Annotated in this window: 20 protein-coding genes; 18 read left to right on the forward strand and 2 right to left on the reverse strand. The window is 57.4% G+C overall.

Features of this window, described 5'->3' with window-relative positions:
- The first annotated feature begins 45 nt into the window (after window positions 1-45).
- From AC0OO9_RS30900 to AC0OO9_RS30915, 4 genes are all read left to right on the forward strand, one after another.
- Window positions 46-318 (forward strand): DUF4190 domain-containing protein, encoded by a 273-nt coding sequence (locus AC0OO9_RS30900; protein WP_484514349.1) that lies wholly within the window; start codon window positions 46-48, stop codon window positions 316-318.
- Between the two features lie 69 nt (window positions 319-387).
- The gene (locus tag AC0OO9_RS30905; RefSeq protein ID WP_484514351.1) at window positions 388-1,128 is read left to right on the forward strand and encodes a glycosyltransferase family 2 protein; all 741 of its coding nucleotides are present in this window, start codon (window positions 388-390) and stop codon (window positions 1,126-1,128) included.
- Window positions 1,125-1,310 (forward strand): hypothetical protein, encoded by a 186-nt coding sequence (locus tag AC0OO9_RS30910; protein ID WP_484514353.1) that lies wholly within the window; start codon window positions 1,125-1,127, stop codon window positions 1,308-1,310. Before AC0OO9_RS30905 ends, AC0OO9_RS30910 begins: the two co-directional genes overlap by 4 nt.
- Window positions 1,307-1,810, forward strand: a complete 504-nt coding sequence (locus AC0OO9_RS30915) for a phage terminase small subunit (RefSeq protein WP_484514354.1) — start codon at window positions 1,307-1,309, stop codon at window positions 1,808-1,810. Before AC0OO9_RS30910 ends, AC0OO9_RS30915 begins: the two co-directional genes overlap by 4 nt.
- A gap of 475 nt (window positions 1,811-2,285) precedes the next feature.
- On the opposite strand, the gene AC0OO9_RS30920 is transcribed toward AC0OO9_RS30915, so the two are convergent.
- Together AC0OO9_RS30920 and AC0OO9_RS30925 are read right to left on the reverse strand one after the other, a co-directional pair.
- Window positions 2,286-2,474 carry a hypothetical protein gene (locus tag AC0OO9_RS30920; RefSeq protein WP_484514356.1) on the reverse strand — a complete coding sequence of 63 codons (189 nt, stop codon included), beginning with the start codon at window positions 2,472-2,474 and terminating at the stop codon, window positions 2,286-2,288.
- Window positions 2,471-2,707, reverse strand: a complete 237-nt coding sequence (locus AC0OO9_RS30925) for a hypothetical protein (protein ID WP_484514358.1) — start codon at window positions 2,705-2,707, stop codon at window positions 2,471-2,473. Before AC0OO9_RS30925 ends, AC0OO9_RS30920 begins: the two co-directional genes overlap by 4 nt.
- Window positions 2,708-2,765: 58 nt before the next feature.
- On the opposite strand from AC0OO9_RS30925, the gene AC0OO9_RS30930 reads away from it, so the two are divergent.
- The 14 genes from AC0OO9_RS30930 (at window position 2,766) to AC0OO9_RS30995 (ending at window position 18,380) form a co-directional block, all read left to right on the forward strand.
- On the forward strand, window positions 2,766-4,364 hold the full coding sequence (locus tag AC0OO9_RS30930; RefSeq protein WP_484514360.1) for a hypothetical protein: 1,599 nt from the start codon (window positions 2,766-2,768) through the stop codon (window positions 4,362-4,364).
- 338 nt (window positions 4,365-4,702) lie between these two features.
- Window positions 4,703-6,049 carry a phage portal protein gene (locus AC0OO9_RS30935; protein ID WP_484518099.1) on the forward strand — a complete coding sequence of 449 codons (1,347 nt, stop codon included), beginning with the start codon at window positions 4,703-4,705 and terminating at the stop codon, window positions 6,047-6,049.
- Between the two features lie 21 nt (window positions 6,050-6,070).
- Window positions 6,071-6,607 carry a hypothetical protein gene (locus AC0OO9_RS30940; RefSeq protein WP_484514362.1) on the forward strand — a complete coding sequence of 179 codons (537 nt, stop codon included), beginning with the start codon at window positions 6,071-6,073 and terminating at the stop codon, window positions 6,605-6,607.
- Window positions 6,608-6,646: 39 nt separating this feature from the next.
- The gene (locus tag AC0OO9_RS30945) at window positions 6,647-7,723 is read left to right on the forward strand and encodes a phage major capsid protein (RefSeq protein WP_484514364.1); all 1,077 of its coding nucleotides are present in this window, start codon (window positions 6,647-6,649) and stop codon (window positions 7,721-7,723) included.
- Between the two features lie 257 nt (window positions 7,724-7,980).
- Entirely contained in the window at window positions 7,981-8,919 is a 939-nt protein-coding gene (locus AC0OO9_RS30950) for a glycosyltransferase family 4 protein (protein ID WP_484514365.1), read from the forward strand.
- 2 nt (window positions 8,920-8,921) lie between these two features.
- Complete coding sequence (locus tag AC0OO9_RS30955; protein WP_484514367.1) at window positions 8,922-9,479, forward strand: hypothetical protein; 558 nt, start codon at window positions 8,922-8,924, stop codon at window positions 9,477-9,479.
- A 345-nt stretch (window positions 9,480-9,824) separates the two neighbouring features.
- Window positions 9,825-10,181 (forward strand): hypothetical protein, encoded by a 357-nt coding sequence (locus AC0OO9_RS30960; protein WP_484514369.1) that lies wholly within the window; start codon window positions 9,825-9,827, stop codon window positions 10,179-10,181.
- Entirely contained in the window at window positions 10,181-10,612 is a 432-nt protein-coding gene (locus AC0OO9_RS30965) for a hypothetical protein (RefSeq protein ID WP_484514371.1), read from the forward strand. Before AC0OO9_RS30960 ends, AC0OO9_RS30965 begins: the two co-directional genes overlap by 1 nt.
- 19 nt (window positions 10,613-10,631) lie before the next feature.
- Window positions 10,632-11,195 carry a phage tail tube protein gene (locus tag AC0OO9_RS30970; RefSeq protein ID WP_484514373.1) on the forward strand — a complete coding sequence of 188 codons (564 nt, stop codon included), beginning with the start codon at window positions 10,632-10,634 and terminating at the stop codon, window positions 11,193-11,195.
- A gap of 44 nt (window positions 11,196-11,239) precedes the next feature.
- Window positions 11,240-11,515: a hypothetical protein gene (locus AC0OO9_RS30975; protein WP_484514374.1), complete on the forward strand. Its 276-nt coding sequence runs from the start codon at window positions 11,240-11,242 to the stop codon at window positions 11,513-11,515.
- 110 nt (window positions 11,516-11,625) lie between these two features.
- On the forward strand, window positions 11,626-11,940 hold the full coding sequence (locus tag AC0OO9_RS30980; RefSeq protein ID WP_484514376.1) for a hypothetical protein: 315 nt from the start codon (window positions 11,626-11,628) through the stop codon (window positions 11,938-11,940).
- Between the two features lie 3 nt (window positions 11,941-11,943).
- Complete coding sequence (locus AC0OO9_RS30985; protein WP_484514378.1) at window positions 11,944-15,780, forward strand: tape measure protein; 3,837 nt, start codon at window positions 11,944-11,946, stop codon at window positions 15,778-15,780.
- Window positions 15,781-16,181: 401 nt separating this feature from the next.
- A complete protein-coding gene (locus AC0OO9_RS30990; protein ID WP_484514380.1) occupies window positions 16,182-17,261 on the forward strand; it encodes a hypothetical protein in 1,080 nt (359 codons plus the stop codon).
- Between the two features lie 18 nt (window positions 17,262-17,279).
- Entirely contained in the window at window positions 17,280-18,380 is a 1,101-nt protein-coding gene (locus AC0OO9_RS30995; protein ID WP_484514381.1) for a DUF5047 domain-containing protein, read from the forward strand.
- Window positions 18,381-18,493 lie beyond the last annotated feature (113 nt).

The raw sequence follows: 18,493 nt of genomic DNA on the forward strand, positions 1-18,493 counted from the left end.
CTGCAAACTGCCTCAGCCCCCTACCCTTCTTAGCCAGGAGAAATGATGTACCCGCAGCCCGTAGCTACTCCAGTGAGGCGTACCAACGGGTACGCGACCGCTTCCCTGGTGCTGGGACTCGGAGGAATCCTCCTCGGCCCCTGTCTCGTCCTGGTCCCCAACGTTCTTGCCGTGGTCTTCGGACACCTGGCCCTCAGACAGCTTCGTAGCAGCCGTCAGGATGGCCGTGGAGCGGCCATAACTGGCCTTGTAGCGGGTTACGCGATGCTTGCCCTGACTTTCATAGGGGCACTGATCTTCACTTTCTCCGGAAATTAGCTCTCCCCACTCGAAAGGCCCCCTCGATGGGGGCCTTTTTCGTACCCAATCCCAGGAGGATAACTGAATATGGCCGATCTCACCGTACTTGTGCCCACTCGGGGGCGAGTTCAGAACGCAATGAGGCTTTTTCGAGCCTTCCGAGACACTTCTCAGGCCGATACTGAGCTGATCTTCGTGATTTCAGCCGATGATCCGGCTCATGATGACTACTACTGGGCTCTGACCCAGGCCGGCGGCAAGGCAATCACTGTCGAGCCAGACCGCACGGGGGTGGTAGCACCCCTGAATGCTGGTTTTAAGGCCCTCAGTGGCTCTCTGGGGCTCGCGGTAGGCTTTATGGGTGATGACCACCTTCCCAAGACTGCCGGATGGGATAGCAAGCTCCTAGATGAGCTGAAGGCCATGAAGACCGGGATTGCTTACGGCAACGACCTTCTTCAGGGCGAAGCTATGGCTACTGCCGTGGTGATGACCACGGACATCCCGACGAAGCTCGGGTACCTGTGTCCGCCGGAGTTGGCCCACATGTGCATCGATCTCGTGTGGATCGACTGGGGCAAGGGTCTCGGCAAGCTGAAGTACCGCGAGGACGTGATCATTGAGCATTTGCACCCTGCGGTAGGCAAGGCCAACCGGGATGAGTCCTACCGGGCTACAGGAGCCCTCCTGGGCGTCGACAGCGAGCGGTATGAAGCGTACAAGGCCAACAGGCTCTCCAAGGACGTTACGGCTCTCAAGAGCCTCCTGAAGCCGGCTAAGCGGGCTCCTGCCAAGAAGGCTGCGCCGAAGAAGGCGGCAGGGTCGTGAGCGAGCCGTACAAGATGGTCGTCTCCATCGGTGGCCTAGAGATCGTCTCTTCTGGTCCAGACCCCGAGTGGGTTGCAGACAGATTCAATGAGATGTTCGAGAAGGCTGCGGAGCCAGCCAAGAAGATCCCGACTGGGTTCTCTATTCACGGAGGCCACATTGAACGGGAGTTTGACCTGTGAGTGAGAAGAAGACGGATGACGCTCGGGTAAACCGAAATCCCATCGTCCATAACATCGGGGCTCTTCAGTGGGATGGTGTCCGGCGAGGGCCGGAACTGGATGACGAAGAGCCTGACATCAAGTGGTGCAAGCGAACCCGCAAGTGGTGGGACACCTGGCGTGATTCCGCTCAGGCGATGTTGTTTACTGACACCGACTGGGAAGAGATGCTTACCACGGCCCTTCTCCATAACAACCTCTGGGGTTGGCATATGGAGGTAGACAAGGTGAAGGGTGGGTTCATCGACGTTCCCTGTAGCCCCAAGGACGCCAAGGCTCTGTCGGACGCCATCCGTATTCGGATGGAAAAGATGGGAGCCACGATCAAAGACCGTGGCTCCCTGGGGATGCGTATTCAGACGTCCGGAGCGGACATCGTTAAAGAAGCTGAGAACGCTACGAAGGCCAGTGGCCCCGATTACAGGGGGCGGCTACGTGGGGAAGGCTCTGGGCTCTCTTGACGATAGCTTCGATGCCATCGTAGAGCGCATCCCCGGGATGCTCTCCCGGGTCGAGCTGAATCAGACCGACGACGCTCACGTGCTTAGTGATGAGAAACAGGATCTCCTCCACGCAGTCTGTGACCGTATTGAGTTCGTTCGGCTCCCGAGCATCGCTCATTAGAACGCTCCACAACAGCAGGCTAGGGCTATGAGCCCGATGGCGACGGTTATGAGGAACAGCATTCCCTCGATGTTGCTTGGTGGCGGGGTTGGCTTCTTTCGAGGCCAACCCCCGTAATCCAGGTCCACTAGGAAGTCTTGTGTACTTGATGATCGGGCTTCTGAATGCACTTCCGATCTCCGAACTTTCGGAAGCAGGTCTCGCCACTACCCGAGGTTGAACCATCGAATTCGTGGATGGGGAAGCCGTTCCAGCCGTTTGGCTGCTGCTCACCTTCCTGAATCGGGTCGGTCAGATCACCGGCTGAAAACATCACTGAACCTCCACCTTCACGTCTAGCTTCTTGAACATCTCCGATCCCTGAAGCTGATTCAGGACGTGGCTCTTAACGTCCGTCTTCACCGCGTGACTCAGGAGAAGCCCATCGCCCCAAGGGCCCTCGTTGAGGTGCGCCCAAGCGACAGTCGGAACATCCACTGTGACAACCATCCGGATCTTCACTTGACCTCTGCCTTCCCGATGGTCATTGCGACGGAGCTGAACCCGTTGGTCCGTCGATCGTTGCGGTTGTTCCGCATCTCCTGAGAGGTCGCAGAGTCGACGCCCAAGAGCGTCCAGACGTACTGGCTCTCAGCGTGACTGCCGATGGAGTGCTTGTGGAGCTTCCTGGGCTGCCTCTTGAAGAGGCTCCTCAGACGTGTCCAGACGCGCTTGACCTGCATGTTTGGCGACATGCATCGATCCTAGCACTCAGCTTCTAAAAACACCAATATCAAAGTCCCAGGAGGACAGATGGCTCTCCCCCCTGGGCTCCCTGAAGATCACGGGTTTCAGACCCTAGGGTGGGATCTCCTCGACTGGGCTTCCACCTACCTTGCCCAACCAGATGGCATCAACAAGGGAACCACCTGGGAGTACACCGACGATCAAGCTCGGTTCCTCCTCTGGTTCTACTCCCTGCATCCTGACAGCAAATTCGACTTCCAGGCAGGCAAGTTCGCCACTGGTGGTTGGCTCTTCAGACGAGCCTATCGTGAGCGCGCCAAGGGCGTCGGTAAGACACCTATGGTCGCAGCCATTGCTTCAACGGAGCTTCTAGGCCCCGTTCAGTTCGACGGCTATGACGCCTCTGGGCGTCCTGTTGGTCGTCCTCACCCTAACCCTCTCGTCCAGTTGGCTGCGGTATCTGAATCGCAGGCAGATCAGACGATGGTTCTCATTAACTCGATGCTGGCTAATGGTGCCGCTGAGAGCGAATATGGCCTAGATATCGCACTATCTAGGATTTACGTCCCGAATGGTGGAAAACTTGAGAAGGTTACTGCATCCCCTCGAAGCCGGGAGGGTGCCAGACCTACGTTCGTGGTTCTCGAAGAGACCCACAACTGGGTTCCCGCTGAGCGTGGTCCTGAGTTTGCCGAAGTGCTACGACGCAACCTGGGAAAACTTGACGGCCGAAGCATCGAGGTTACGAATGCTCCACTACCCGGCGAAAACTCTGTGGCCGAAGCTTCTCACCGAGAGTTCAAGCGTCTAGAGCAAGCCTCAGACGGCTATATCGGTGGAGTCCTCTTCGACTCCGAGAGCATCCACGTAGAGGATGTAAAGGACCCCGAGCAAGCCATTCCGGCGCTCAAGTGGATTTACAGGAACTCCCCGTGGGTTAACGTCAATCGAATCTTCGAGGAAATCTGCGACAGCAACACCCGAGAGTCATCGGCTCGTAAATTCTACTTCAACGAGATCGTCATTGGCGAATCAGGCTGGCTGAAGCAGAAGGAAGTTGAGGCTGCGAGAAAGGCAGACCTCAAGCCCCTCAAGAAGTCCGACAAGATTGCCCTTGGTTTCAAGGGTGCCATGAGGAATGGTGCTGCTGCGGTCGTAGCAGTCCGATTGACGGACCAGGCTGTCTTTCTCCTGAAGATGTGGGAGAAGCCCGAGTACGCAGATCGCTCGTGGGAGGTCCCCTTCTCTCAAGTCGACAACTTCGTACGCAAGCAGCTTGAGAAGCGGAACGTGTACGCAATGCTCTGTGACCCCCACCAATTCCAAGACATCATCGGCAAGTGGGCCGCAGATTACGACGACTGTGGAATTGAGGAGTTCTGGCTCACCTCGAAGGCTAAGTACGCCAAGGCTATCGAGGGATTTGAGAGTGGTGTGCGAGCGGAGCGGATCGTCTGGAACGATCAGCCGGACCTTGAACGACACATTCTCGCTTGCCATGTTGAAGAGACTCCTCAGGGAGACATCCTTCGTAAGGAAACCACAGACAGCAAGCGGTATATCGCCGCTGCACAAGCAGCGGTATTGGCACACGCCGCGTGTATGCAGGCAATCGAAGATGGCGCTCTTGCCCCGGAGGCAGATCGCACGATGTACGCGTGGTGACAACTGAATAATGAGGAGGTGAGGGCTTAGTGCCTTACAGCGCAGAACTAACCGTCGTTCCAGGCAATCAGGGAGCTGGACTCCCCTACAACTGGAATCCGAGTCTGTTTACCGCTGGGAACACTAATTTCCCTCCCGGTACCCCAGGGTGGTGGCTCTTTAATGGCATCCTTGCCATCGAAGGTAAGCAGACCGCCCATCAGATTCGAGAGGATTACGTCGCTGGTCGACACCCTCTCCCTAACGGAGACAGACGGTACGTCAAGGCTCTCCGTGACTTCCAAGAGAAGGCTCTGACGAACTATGTCGAGCTGGCTACGAACGCCATCCCCTCTCGGATGCGCGTAAAGGGCTTCCGGTTCGGTCGCCCTGGCCCTTCTGAAGGTTCCCCTACTCCTAGCACCAACCCACGGGAGAACGGCCCTCAGAATGGCTCTCAGGCCCCTCAAAGGGGCTCTCAGGAAGAGAGTCGTGGAGTAGCCGACAAGGACGCTCGTTTGATCTGGATGGCGAACGATCTCGACTTCCAGATGGAGCAGTTCCTTTGGAACGCCTCCACCTACGGAGAGTCCTATCTCCTGGTGGGTCCTGAGGACCCGGAGACGGGAGAACCAACGATCACCCACGAGCATCCTCGCGTGTGCCATGTCTTCCCTGATCCTGCCAAGCCCACTCGCAGCCTCGCAGGGCTGCGACTCTGGAAGGATATCTACCTGGGCAGGATGATCGCAGTTCTCTACCTGCCGGATGCCATCTATAGCTTCGTCGGCCCTGCCAACGGAGACAACATCGCCGCTTCTGTAGCGGTAGTCAACGGTGGATTTACCGGGATGTCTGCCCAGCCCAACGAGCTGGGGGAAGTCAATCTGGTTAGGTGCCAGTGGCGTGCTGATGGCAAGGCTGAGGCTGAGGGGTCCTTCTCGATCCAGGACCGAATCAACCACCAGATTCTTGACCGTCTGGTCATTACCAAGAGCCAGGCTTACCGCCAGCGCTGGGTTACCGGCGGCCAGATTGCCCAGCAGGGCAAGAAGGGCAAGGCTGGTGTAGACCAGAAGCCTCCGTTTGATCCCGGAGCTGACACCCTCTGGTGGGTTCCGGCACCTGACGCCAAATTCGGCGACTTCGATCAGGTCGACATCACCCAGATCTTGAATGCCGTCCGAGATGACGTTATTGACTTCGCTGCCAACCAGCAGTTGCCCGCGCACTACCTTATGGGCCGAATGGCGAACATCTCTGGCGACACTCTTACTCAGGCTGAGTCTGGTCACAAGCTCAGGACTCAGGCAAGAATGCGCTCTGTCGGCTGGGCCCTTGAGAAGGCTATGCGACTTGCCTTCAAGTACAAGGGCAAGCTCGACAAGGCCAAGGAGCTGGACGCTGAAGTTATCTGGGCTGACTCGGAGATCAGGAGTCTTGCTGAGAAGGCTGACGCTTCCGTTAAGTACGCTCAGGCGTTCGCCGCAGCGCCACCGTTCATGATTCCAATTCTCGCCGAGATGATGGATCTAGACCCCATGGACATCGAGCGTCTTGTTGCTGATGCCGAAAGGTGGCAGCAGGAGCAGCAGGCACGAGAAGACCAAATGCTTCAGCAGCAGGCGGATACCCAAATGGCCCTCGCCAAGGAGGGCGCTAAGGCTAAGGCTGGCTCAACGAGTCAGTCTAAGAAACCATCCTAGAAGGATAAGGAATAACTGAATATGTCCGGAGAGAACACCGCCCCGGAGGCGAACCCGAACCCCACTACTCCCGAGGCCACTGAGCCCGAGGTTGTAGAGACGAAGAAGACTCTTGATGAGCTTTCCCCCGAGGAGCTGAAGGAGTACGTCAAGACGCTTCGCAAGGAGAACGCTTCGCACCGTACGGCGAAGCAGGCCAAGGACAAGGAGCTTGAAGAGTTCCGGGCCTGGAAGGACTCCCAGAAGACTGAGCTTGAGCGAGAGCGGGAGAAGGCTGAGCAGCTTAAGAAGGAGAACCATTCCCTTCTGCGCACCTCTATTGCTCTCGGTGCTGGTCTGACGCCAGAAGATGTCGAATTCGTCTCGGGTGACACTCCGGAGGAGATGAAGGCTTCTGCCGAGAAGCTTGCCGCTCGGGTTGGTAAGACCCCTGGCAAGCAGATTCCCACGGTAACTGACGTGTTCGCTGGTTCACGCGGCACGCATGTTGCTGCCGGTCCGAAGGACACCAAGCAGCTTGCTAACGAGTGGCTTGGCAGCCTCATTTTCCGCGACTGACCTTCTACACAACTTCATAACAACTAAATAGGAGTACAAATGGCTATTGAGACCAACAAGGGTCTTTACCGTCACGCTAACGGTGACTCGACTCTTTTCAACGGTCAGAAGATTCGGGAGATGCCGCCGGAGGTTGCCGGTGAGATCCTGGATGACGTTATCACCAGTTCGGCTGCTCTACAGCTCGCGTCCGTGTCGCGGATGTCTCGACGGGAGAAGGTCTTCAACCTTACTGAGACCCTTCCCGAGGCGTACTGGATGAAGGGTACTGCCGCCACCGATAAGCCGTCCTTCGGCCCTGGTGGCGCACAGGAAGACGGTTCGCGGAGCGCCAAGGACCTTGCGCTCAAGCAGACGACCGGGATGACCTGGAAGCAGAAGCGCATGGAGGCCGAGGAGATGGCGGTTATGGTGCCGCTCCCGGATACCTGGGCTGCTGACTCCGATGTTGATTTCGAGGAGATCAAGCCGTACATCGTTGAGGCGATGAGCAAGAAGCTGGACGCGGCTATCTTCTGGGGCGAGGATCTTCCGTCGTCCTGGGCCGCAAACGGCTTCCACGGCATTCTTCCGGATGCTATCGCGGCGGGCAACTCGGTCAACGGTGCCAACATCGGCACCGGCCCCGGTCAGTTCCGGGACCTGGCGGACGCTATCGCCGCTCTTTCCGAGACGATGGCTGAGGACGGCTACGACCCGAGCGGTTTCATCACCTACCCCGGCTTCAAGTGGAAGCTGGTTCGGCTCCGTGACGCCAACGGCAGCCCGATCTACACGCCTCTTGAGGGCTCCCCGAGCGGACAGGGTATCTATGGTCAGAGCCTCGTTGAGGTTCGGAATGGTACCTGGAACACCCACAAGGATGACGCTCTGCTGATCGCTGGTCAGTGGGACACCCTGAAGGTGGGTATTCGGCAGGATATCGAGTTTGCTATCAGTGACTCGGCGGTTATCACCAACCAGGCTGGTCAGGTCGTGCTGAACACCTTCCAGCAGGACACCAAGCTCCTGCGGGCGACCTTCCGGGTTGCGGCTAACGTCATCAACCCGCTTATGCGGCTGGGCGGTGAGTACCCGTTCTCGGTGCTGCGTCCGGATGCTGACTTCTCTAGCTGATTGAAATAGGGAAAGGGGGAGAGGATTTCTCCTCTCCCCCTCCCTGAGGCGATCGGCCACCGTCGCCAAACAGTGGGCGGCAAAAATCACGCGCCACAGACCGACACCCCAGCCTGTAGAGGAATTTCTTCCCCGTGAGGATTATAGCTTACACCCACGCCTATCCGGGGCCTATGCGGCACCAGGCAGGCGGTGAAACCTCGCTACATGATGCTCTGCGACACCTCGCTCGTCAAGGTCACGAGGTCACAGCCCTCGTGGGCGAGCCCACAAGTACCCCCAGCTACACCATCGACGGGGTTTTCGTTCGGACCGTAGAGACCCAGGCAGAGGCCAAGGCAGCACCACTCAACCTGTTTCCCCTGGCAGACGTAATTGTGACACAGCTCAAGTGCTCATACCGAGGCTCTGTGATCGCAGGGATGCTGGGCAAGCCTGTGGTGCACTACGCCCACAACGACCACCCGAGCACCATCAAGACTCTCGGGATGTACGCCCACATCGGGCTTTATAACACCGAGTGGGTGCGGAGATCTTTCCGGGATTCAGGGGTCTACACCCCTGGCATGGTGCTCCACCCGATCGTGGAGCCTGAGCGGTATCGAGTCGACAAGCCTGGTGACTGCGTCACCCTCATTAACCTGTCCAAGGGCGATGACGGTCTCTACGACAAGGGCTATCAGACGTTCTTCGAGCTGGCTCGCAGGAACCCGAAAATCAAATTTCTCGGGGTTCACGGAGCCTACGGAGAGCAGGCTCGTGAAGAGCTGCCGAACGTTGAGTACATGGATCACCAGGAAGACATCCGCGAGGTCTACAAGCGGACTCGGGTTCTCGTCGTACCGAGCAAGTACGAATCCTTCGGGCGGGTTGCCGTAGAGGCTGCTGCCTCTGGCATCCCGAGTATCTGTACTCCCACGGATGGCCTCAAAGAGGCTATGGGCGACTGCGCCCTGTACGCCGACTATGGCGACCATGACGCATGGAATGAGCGACTAAAGGATCTCACCTATGAGGGCCGGAGGACGGGCGACTCAGGTCGGGGCTGGATTCCCCGAATGCGATCCCTGTCCATATATCGCTCTCATCAGCTCTGGGAACAGTCTCAGGCTGAGCTTGAAGAGCTAACCCTGATGTTTGAAATTCTTGCCTCGGGTGGTCCCCGAGAATACTACGAATACACCTCTGTGAGGTAATTGTGTTCACTCTAGATGACCTCGCAACTGCGTTGCAGAGGTCCATCACCCCTGACCAGGAGCCGTACTACCAGTCTCTTATTGATCAGGTTACCGCGTACATCGAGGGCGAGACTGGGATTGCTTTCAGTCTGCACGTGAACGAAACGGTTCGTTATCGTGCCGATGGCTGGGGTGTCGTAGAACTCATTGGCCCTGTCGTTGAGGTATTCAACGTCGCCCCATTGATTCAGTCGAACTACACCTACCGCTATGACGGTTGGTACTGGGTGCCAGCCCGTTGGGATGGCCTCGGGGAGATCGACGGACTAGCGCCCTATGAAGTCGTGGACGTGACGTACACCTACGGCTACGAACCTGATGACGTTCCCGACGATATCAAGAGCATTGCTATCAGTGCCGTCGCCGGGAAGATCACTGGCCGAACTCCGGATGACCTCGAAGAGAAGACCGTTGGGGACATCACCTACAAGTGGCGAGTCTCCGATGGGGATTTCGATTCCTTCGGCCAAGGCGTCCTGAACGCCTACCGGGGGGTGGCTAAGACGTGGCGACTGTAGGCAGTGAAACCATCGTCCTTAAGCGAGCACCCCTGGTCAAAGATCCTCGTACGGGCCAGATGGTCCGAGACTGGAAGAACCCTCAGACGTTCACCATCTCCGGCTGCTCTGTGCAGCCGTTCCCTTTGGCCGAGAAGCTTAATTACGAGGTCTCTGACAATCGGGAGTTCATTCGTTCGTCTGTACGGGTGTACGCGCCCTCTGAGAGCGTCCTACCCGAGCCTACGGACAGATTTGACTACCGGGGTAGGGAGTACGAGCTTTTCGGCTTCAGCTCCGAATGGGTGGACCTAGAGGGGGTCCTTGACCACCTGGCCTACATCGGCCGGGTTCGGGAGGGCTGACATGGCCTACCGAGTAGGAACCCCGAAGGTCGACGGCAAGAAGATGCTGACGATCACCGATGGTCCGAAGTACAGCAAGTACGCGACCCAGCAGGCGAACGCGCTCAAAGTGTTCGCCATCGAGATCTATCACGAGAGAGAGGTTGGTGGCCCTTGGAGGCCATCGAACACCTCTCCCCCGAAGTACGTCGAATCCTTCGTGGTCAGGAAGGTCGGCCGTAACTACCGGCTGGTCAACGAAGACCCCGGAGCGGTCTGGGTTGAGTTTGGCGCTCATGCCGGAGGCGTGGCCCCCATCCTCAAGTACGCGGTTATGCGTACCGCCCTCGATCGGCTCGAATCCCGAGAGAGGTTGTGATGCCTCCCTTCATCAGACATGGAGATCCAGTTGCGGGCGTAATCGATATTCTCTCGAATCATACGCCCGAGCTGACTCCCTACGAAATCAAGAACATCTCCGGTGATCTCACCGGCTGGGATTCTCCCCAGCGCTGGGTGATGGTTTCCCGTGAGGGCGGCCTCAAGAAGTGGCCGAAGATCTCTAAGCCTCGAATCGATTTGGATGTCTACGGCGAATCCTCTGCTGTGTGCGCCGACATCATCGATATCTGTGAAGCCAGCCTATTCCGTGCCCAACACCAATACCGGGGCTGGGGAATACGACTTCACGAGGTTCAAGAGGAGGTCGGGGCTATTGAAGCTTACGACAAGCACCAGGAGAGCCCCCGCTACTTCATGAGCCTTCGGCTCACCACGACTCCTGATCCCGGGAGTATGCCCACCCTATAACTAAATAGGAGAACTGAATATGGCAACTAACTACGACCCGAGTCAGGTTCGTCTCGCTCCGGATGGTCGGGTTCTTGTTCACAGCCTCAATGGCACTGAGCCTGAGGATGTGACCTCGCCGTTCGCCAATACTTGGCGCGAGCTTGGCTGGGTGACTGAGGATGGCGTCTCGGTTACGCCATCGGTGGACACCAACGATATCAACATGTGGCAGTCCATCACTCCGGTTAAGCGGCCGATTACCGGCATGGGCCTGGAAGTCTCGATGGCTCTCGGTAGCCACAACAAGGACACCCTTGGCCTGTACTTCCTTAACTCGACTGTGACCAACGAGTCTGGTCTTGCTCGACTTGAGATGCTGAACGCTCCGGTCTCCCAGGAAGTCATGCTCGCTATCGAGTGGACCGACGATGAGGGCGACGTTAACCGGCTGATCCTGCCGCGAGTCACCATGACCGACCGAGAGGCGATCACCCTTCAGCGCAGTGACGCCGTTGCTCTCGGCATCACCTTCTCTGCCCTGGCTGGTCCGGACGGCTACAGCGCGGTCCTGCTGTCGAACAACGTCGACCTGCTCAGCTAATCAACCCCTCCCCCGATAACTGAATCTCACAAAAGGATAAAGAAGTGTCTGCTCAGGAAGCTGTGAAGAACGAGGCGCAGGACGCCAATGTGGTTTTTGAGTTCCGTGGCAAGTCGTACACTCTGCCGCCGAACCTCAACGAGGCCGATGGCGATGTGCTTGAGCACTACGAGAACGACAAGCCGATTTCTGCTCTGAAGGCCCTCCTGGGTGAAGAGCAGTTCGAGGAGTACAAGGCTGCCGTCAGGCCGAAGGTCAAGGACCACATCGACTTCATTGGCGAAGCTTTCAAGGCCCTGGGCACGTCCTCGGGGGAATAGCCTGGCTTGCACAAACGCTCTCTGACGATCGGCTCTGTCGGATTATCGAGGCGGACTTCCGCCAATTCTACGGGGCCGATCTCAGGGATTTTTGGCGGTCAGGTTCGGGGATGACCTACCGCTGGGTTGTAAGCCATATACAGGAACTCCCCGAAGAGTCGAGATGGGTCAAGCACCACCGACGGGAACAGGATCTCACTTGGGATCAGGCTGACCACCACCGTCAGGATTTGGTTGACCTTCTTTCGCTAGCGGTCTACTACCTCCAAACCGAGGCACTTAAGGGGCTCAAGAGACCTCAGGTGCAGTCGGTTCAGAAACATGCCCCCAAGAGAGCGCTACGCCCTGGGGAGAAGCGGGAGAAGCCGCAGATGACCTCAAAGGAAGGACTCCGCGAGTTCTTCGGTATCAACAGAAAGGGGTGACAGATGCCTGATGGCGTACAGGTGGGCGAAGCCTACATTGAGATCACCCCCGAGCTTTCTCGGGCAGGTCTTCGTAAGTCCCGAGAAGACATCAAGAAGCACGTTGAGGGCATGGCGAAGGATGCCGATAAGGCCCTCAAGAAGTCTCAGCAAGACCTCATGGGGCGCTTTACGAAGCAGATGGACGCCTTCCAGAAGGGGCAGGCGAAGGCTGTCTTCGAGGGTCAGCGCAAGGAGATGCAGGCTGCTCAGTCCCTAGAGCGTCAGAGGATGGCTGCCCGTAAGGCGGCCATGAAGGCATTCGAGGATGAGAAGCGTCGGATTGCTGAGTCCATTAGGGCTCAGAAGACTCTTGCAGATCAGAAGGCCGCTGCTGCTGCACTTCAAAAGAAGGCTGCTGATGCTATTGCCAAGGCGGAACACGAAGCGTACGCCATGGAGCGTAAGCGGATTCAGGCCATTCAGAAGGCCGAGATTCAGGCTTACCTTGAAGCCGACAAGCGGAGGATCGCTGAACAGAAGGACCAGCAGCGCAAGCTTGCTGATCTGGCTAAGTTCCACAAGGAGAAGCTTGCCCTAGAGAAGGCTGACAGGGCTGAGGCCGATAAGGCCGCGAAGCAGTTCATCGAGGATCAGAAGAAGCGGGATAGCTATCTTCGCGCTCGACACGCAGGACTCCCCGCTGCTCAAGCTGCTCAGTATGCCACCGGAGCATTGCCCAGCAACAACAGCCTTGAGCAGGCTGTTGCTCGTCACAAGGCTCTAGGGGCCGCTGCCACCTCAGCCGGGGCCATCACCAAGAGGGCCATGGACAACGCCTCTCACAGCATGTCTCAGCTCTCCACTCGCATTGGTCTGGCATCCTTCCAGCTTCAGTTGCTTGGTGGGTTCGCTACGACGTTCTTCACTGGTCCTGCTGCCTACGGCCTGTTCGCTATGGGCCGAGAGGGTCTGAAGTTCGCTACCTCGATCGGGTACGCCCGAGCCAGCATGGAATCTCTCCTTGGACCTACGGCTGATGTCGAAAGGGTGCTTGGCGAAATTCGCAAGACTGCCATCGAAAGTCCGCTATTCAACACCGAAGACGCTATTTCGTATGCCCAGAAGCTTGCCTCTGTCGGCGTCGAGACCGACGACCTCTACAAGACCATGCAATCCCTATCCAACATCTTTCTGACTAAGGGTGTCGCCGGTCCAGAGCGAGCAAGTCTGGCGCTGATGGCCTATACACAGATCCTTTCCAAGGGTGCCATCGGCATGGATGACTTGCGACAGCAGTTTGCTGAGCATGTTCCTGACGGTATTGGAGTGTTCACTCAAGCCGCAAAGGTTCTTGGGTACGAGACTCTTGAGGATCTTCGATCGGCATTCAAGTCCGGTGAGGTTAGTGCCGCTGAGCTGAATGCGGCATTCATCAAGCTCGGCAAGTCGGACATGTATCTCACGGGCGCTGCAAAGGCAGCGGAAACCCTCGGTGGTGTTTGGCAGGCATTCAAGGAAGAGGCGCAAGCCGCTCTCGGTATGGCGTTCGATACCAACCGGGCTGCGATCATCAAGGCTATCAATGACATTAAGCCTGTAGTGATGTCGTTCATTGGCTGGCTCGTCAAGAGCCTCCCCCTGATGCTCGAATGGCTTGGTCGCACTGTCACGAAGGTCCGGGAGATTAAGGCAGCCTATGACGCTCTGAACCCTGCGCAGAAGGAGCTTGTTCAGGGGCTAGTGCTGGCTGGTCTTGCCGCTGGTCCTGCTGCTATCGCCATCGGTATCTTCGGTACCGCAATCTCTGGGCTATTCAACGGTATATCCCTGGTACTGAAGGGTCTCGCCCTTCTCGGCGCTATTGCTGGTTGGGCGAACGTCGCCGTAGTCGCTATCGCTAGCATAGCCGTTGCCCTGGCATATCTCTACGGTAAGTCCGAGGGTGTCCGCAAGTCGGTACTTCGGATGGCGAATTCCGTAAAGGACGCCATCGGCACGATTCTTCTGCCAACGGTTGATTTGCTTATCGGGACCTTCCAGTCCCTTGAGCACACCTTCGGGTTCCTTGGTCTCAAAAGCGAGCACCTGGCGTACGTAATCGGGGCAGTCCTGCTGATTCCCATTGCGTCCCTGACGCTTGCGATGTTCGCTTTGATCGCAGTCATGAAGACGGTTCAGCTAACCGTTCTGGTCATCTCGTCCGTTCTCTACGGCCTGGTCCACGTTATCTCCTATCTCCTCTGGGGCGTCCAGCAGCTTGCACAGGGCTTGTCGCATTTCTCAAGCATCGCCGGGAGAACCGGAGAGGAGTGGGGCAATCTTGCAGAGTCGATCGAGAATGCTCGACACAAGATGGAGGGCTGGATTGACGTAGGCCAGCAATGGAGGGGTCTCACTGAGGCTAACTCGAATACCACCTCTGGGTGGCAGAAGAAGCTCTCTGAGACTGACCTCACGGTCACTGGCCTGACTGGTGCCTTCGATCTGTTTAACGGCAGGATCGATGCCGCTACTCAGAAGCAGATGACCCTTGAGGATGCGATCAACAACGCTCGCAGGGCAATGGAGGGGCAGAACAACGCTGCGAGGTCTGCAAAGGATGCTAGCGACTCCTGGAACAAGAGCCTCCTGGGGCTGAAGGAGTCAATCAAGCAGAACAAGCAGACCCTTAACGATAAGACCCGGGCTGGTCAAGCCAACCGGGACATGCTCAAGCAGGCGGCCTCAGCATCGTACGAAATGATGCTTCAGGACATCCGCTCGGGTGTTCCGATGGACAAGGCTATTGAGCGGCACAAGAAGCGTACTGACGCCCTCAAGAAGGAGTTCGGCAAGAACAAGGACACCCAGAAGGCTGCTCAGGGTCTTATTGATACCTACGGCCGGGTGCCTCCGAACGTTCAGACGCTCTTGAAGCTCATGGGCTACCCGGACGTGCAGAAGAAGATGATCGAAATTCTTGCTGCGCAGAAGGTTGCCGCTAACCCTGGCACTTCGTATTCCAAGGCTCTTCGCAATGAGAAGAAGCACTGGGATATGGAGAAGCGAGAGGGCCTGAAGGGGCCTGGGTACAAGACCGGAGGTTTGATCCGGGGTCCTGGTGGCCCCACTGGGGACAAGATTCCGATCATGGCCTCTGACTTGGAGTACATGATTCAGGCCAAGTCTGCTAAGAGCCTTGGTAAGCCGGTCCTGGACTACATCAACGCTACTGGTCAGCTTCCCCCTCCTCAGCAGTACGCCAAGGGTGGGCAGGTTACCTGGCCCGTCTCCTATGACATCTCGAAGACCAAGTTCCCCGAGATGATCGGCGGACCTATGTCCGGTGGAGGCATGGGGTGGCAGAGGATGATGGCGATTCTTCGCCAGAGATTCCCTGGGCTTCCCCTGCTGTCCGGCTACCGCCCTGGGGCTATCACCTCAACGGGCAACAAGTCGTACCACGGAGCTGGGCGTGCAGTTGACATTCCCCCTCGGATGGATGTCTTCAACTGGATTTCCCAGAACTACGGCAGGTCTACGAAGGAGCTTATCTTCACGCCTGCCGGCGGGCGTCAGCTCAAGAACGGTCGGCCACATGTGTTCTCTGGTGGAACCATTCGCCAAGATCACTACGACCATGTGCACTGGGCATATGACAACGGCGGTTATATCAAGCCGAATACGCCGTTCATCAACAAGACTGGCAGCTCCGAGCTGGCTCTCAACAGCTCTCAGGCTGCTGCCTTGGAGTCGAAGATTGAAAACTCTGACAGGCCACTGATGGTCTCTGTGTACGTCGATGGCGTCCGCAGGGACGCAGAGATTGTGGTTGACGAGAAAATTGACGGGATTATCCAGGCTTTGGGGGGTGTGTAATGGCTCTTGGGGTTGTCGCAACGTACAACGGCTCTTATCACTCCCCAGGATTTGATCTAATCGTTACTGGACTAGCCTCTTTCAACCGACTCACGATCTACCGGATTGACGCAACTGGGGAGTTGCCTGACACTCCCGTTCGTGGTGCCGACGACGTTCCCATTTCTGGTGGGACGTTTGCCATCACCGACTATGAAGCCCCCGTAGGGAGAGAGGTTGTCTACCGTGCTACTGCCACTGCGGGCAGTTCATCGGATACGGGAGCCTCCTCCCCCCTAGGGGTGCAGGACAACTTCTCTCGCACTGCGTCCAACGGTTGGGGTACTCCCGACATCGGCTCTCCTTGGGCAATCCGAAGTGGAGCCGTAGGCGACTTTGCTGTATCCAGCGGAGTCGGACGAATGAACATGACTCAGCGCTCTATCAACGGCTCTCTGGGTACTGACTACGTTATCTCTACCGCTCTCAACCACTCAGACATTGAGCAGAAGGCTAGGGTCCGGACTCCGCTAACAGCAGCGGGAGACGCATACCGTCATGCCCTGGTTGCTCGGGAGACTGACCGGGATAACTGGTGGGAGCTGGAAGTCAACTTCATTCCCTCCGGAGAGATTCACATCCGAATAGGACGTGAAGTCAATGGGGCTGGCTGGTATACGCACGCTGACAACGGGGTCCTGGTCCCCGGTCTGACGCACACTGCCGGTGCATGGTACTGGATGAAGTTCCAGGTTGTAGGCGATCAGCTCCGAGGGAAGGTCTGGGCCGACGGCTCCACTGAGCCGGAGTGGCAAATTGAACTCACGGATAACGTGCACCCCTCGGGAAGCTACATCGGAGTGAAGTCGCTGTCGCAGGCGTTCTCCACGAACCCGACCCCCGAGGTCGTTGAGTGGGATCAGTACACCGCCACGATTCTCGACAGTACGACCGTCATTCCTGCCGAACATGCCGGAGTTGCCTGGCTCAAGAGCGTCGGACAGCCGGCGCTCTCTCGTCGGGTGAACATCTCCAGGTACGACGAACATACCCGTCCAGGTCGGATTCTCGGTGAGTACGAGGTACTTGGACGGCCGAACAAGGTCGTCATCACCGATGTTCTCAGTGGTCGAGAGGGAACACTGACGCTTGCCACCTTCCCAATGGGTGGTGTCTGGGAGTCGGATTCCTATTGGAGAGACCTGGAAACCCTGCTGTCGTTCGGCGGCACACTGCTTCTACAGACCGCAGACAGCCGGCTAACCGGCGAAGACGACATGTATCTAGAAGTCAAGGGCGTCAGCCGGAGCCGAATAGGTCCAGTTGGCAGACAGCTCAATAATCTGTTCAATGTCGACTTCGTTGAGGTCGATTCTCCTGCCTCTACCCAGCAGGCTCTTACTCTGCGGAATTGGCAGTCTGTTGCCAACCAGAACAGTTCGTGGCAGGACGTACTTAACGAGCACTCCAACTGGCTGGATGTCCTTCAGCGTGACTTGTGAGGAATAATGTATTCGCCATTGTCCGCCAACTTCGTTCGGCGCATCCGGGAATCTGGTCGCCGCAAAACGGTTGTTGACGTTTATTACGACGGACTTCTTGTGGCCTCGGACCTGGCGGTCAGTGACGGAAACATCAGGGTTGATCTAGATGGACAGGTCCGGAGGTCCGGCAACATCACCGTTGCCGACCCCCGGCTTGTTCCAACCCTCCAAGAGACCTTGTCTCCGCTCGGTGCAGAAGTCATGGTTCGCCAGGGCGTAGTTTACCCCGATGGTTCGGAGGAACTGATCCCTATGGGGATCTTCCGGCTCGACCTGACTGGCTGGAAGGACGGAGAGAATATTCCGTCAATCCAAATCTACGACAGGTCCAAGGCTCTTCAGGCTCCGCTCCCCGATAATCTCAGTCGAGCGGGGAGAACAGCTAAGCAAGTGGTCGTAGAGTTCTTGGAGTATTTCTTCCCCTGGATGGCACCCGTTAACCCCGTGGCTGTCTTCGGCCTGGACCTCAGGGACTACCGGCTACCCGGTGGACACACCTTCGAGCAGGACTCCTACTGGGACGCCATGGTGGCGCTCTGTCGCAACATGGGTGCTCGACTGTTCTTCGATGTGGAAGGTGCTCCCAGGGCTACCACCATCGAGCAGTTGTCAGCCGCTAGTCCGGCTGTCCTAGAGATCTCTGCTGGGCCGGGCGGCGTACTGGCTGCCGCAGACAGAGAGCACTCCCGAGAGGGCGTCTACAACGCTGTCACAGTCATCGGTGCCGCCAGTGCAGGCGGGGCGATCCCTGCGTACACAGCCATCAACCAAGACCCCAGCAGCCCTATGCGCTGGGGAGGGCCCTTTGGCAAGGTTCGTCAGGAGGTCACTGACTCCGCGATCACTACGTACGCCCAGTGTGTTACCCGAGCTAGAGCGGAACTGGCTCGGTATTCCGGCCTTGCCTACTCGGTTGACTTCACTGCGGTTCCCAATCCTGCTCTGGACGCAGGCGACTTTGTGCGCTTGCGGTACGCCGATGGCAGCTCAGAGATGCACGAGATATCCACCCTGAGCATTCCTATCGGCAAGGGCACTTTCCAGGGCACCTCGAAGGGAGCGTTCATTAATGGATAGGGCCGGAAGGTTCGCTAAAGCAGTGCGCCCAGGAAGGCGCAAGCGAGCTGTAGCTTACGGAATCTACCTTGGCCCCGAGTCTGTGGACGCCAATCTTTCCCGGGTAAGGATAC

Source organism: Micromonospora sp. USAFONa4 (genome assembly GCF_057197825.1).

Excerpts from the sequence above, each read along its gene's own strand:
- AC0OO9_RS30960 (WP_484514369.1), top strand. The coding sequence starts at position 9,825 with ATGGCCTACCGAGTAGGAACCCCGAAGGTCGACGGCAAGAAGATGCTG.
- AC0OO9_RS30970 (WP_484514373.1), top strand. The coding sequence starts at position 10,632 with ATGGCAACTAACTACGACCCGAGTCAGGTTCGTCTCGCTCCGGATGGT.
- AC0OO9_RS30965 (WP_484514371.1), top strand. The coding sequence starts at position 10,181 with ATGCCTCCCTTCATCAGACATGGAGATCCAGTTGCGGGCGTAATCGAT.
- AC0OO9_RS30930 (WP_484514360.1), top strand. The coding sequence starts at position 2,766 with ATGGCTCTCCCCCCTGGGCTCCCTGAAGATCACGGGTTTCAGACCCTA.
- AC0OO9_RS30945 (WP_484514364.1), top strand. The coding sequence starts at position 6,647 with ATGGCTATTGAGACCAACAAGGGTCTTTACCGTCACGCTAACGGTGAC.
- AC0OO9_RS30900 (WP_484514349.1), top strand. The coding sequence starts at position 46 with ATGTACCCGCAGCCCGTAGCTACTCCAGTGAGGCGTACCAACGGGTAC.
- AC0OO9_RS30935 (WP_484518099.1), top strand. The coding sequence starts at position 4,703 with ATGCGCGTAAAGGGCTTCCGGTTCGGTCGCCCTGGCCCTTCTGAAGGT.
- AC0OO9_RS30980 (WP_484514376.1), top strand. The coding sequence starts at position 11,626 with ATGACCTACCGCTGGGTTGTAAGCCATATACAGGAACTCCCCGAAGAG.
- AC0OO9_RS30905 (WP_484514351.1), top strand. The coding sequence starts at position 388 with ATGGCCGATCTCACCGTACTTGTGCCCACTCGGGGGCGAGTTCAGAAC.
- AC0OO9_RS30940 (WP_484514362.1), top strand. The coding sequence starts at position 6,071 with ATGTCCGGAGAGAACACCGCCCCGGAGGCGAACCCGAACCCCACTACT.
- AC0OO9_RS30985 (WP_484514378.1), top strand. The coding sequence starts at position 11,944 with ATGCCTGATGGCGTACAGGTGGGCGAAGCCTACATTGAGATCACCCCC.
- AC0OO9_RS30990 (WP_484514380.1), top strand. The coding sequence starts at position 16,182 with ATGAACATGACTCAGCGCTCTATCAACGGCTCTCTGGGTACTGACTAC.
- AC0OO9_RS30925 (WP_484514358.1), bottom strand. The coding sequence starts at position 2,707 with ATGTCGCCAAACATGCAGGTCAAGCGCGTCTGGACACGTCTGAGGAGC.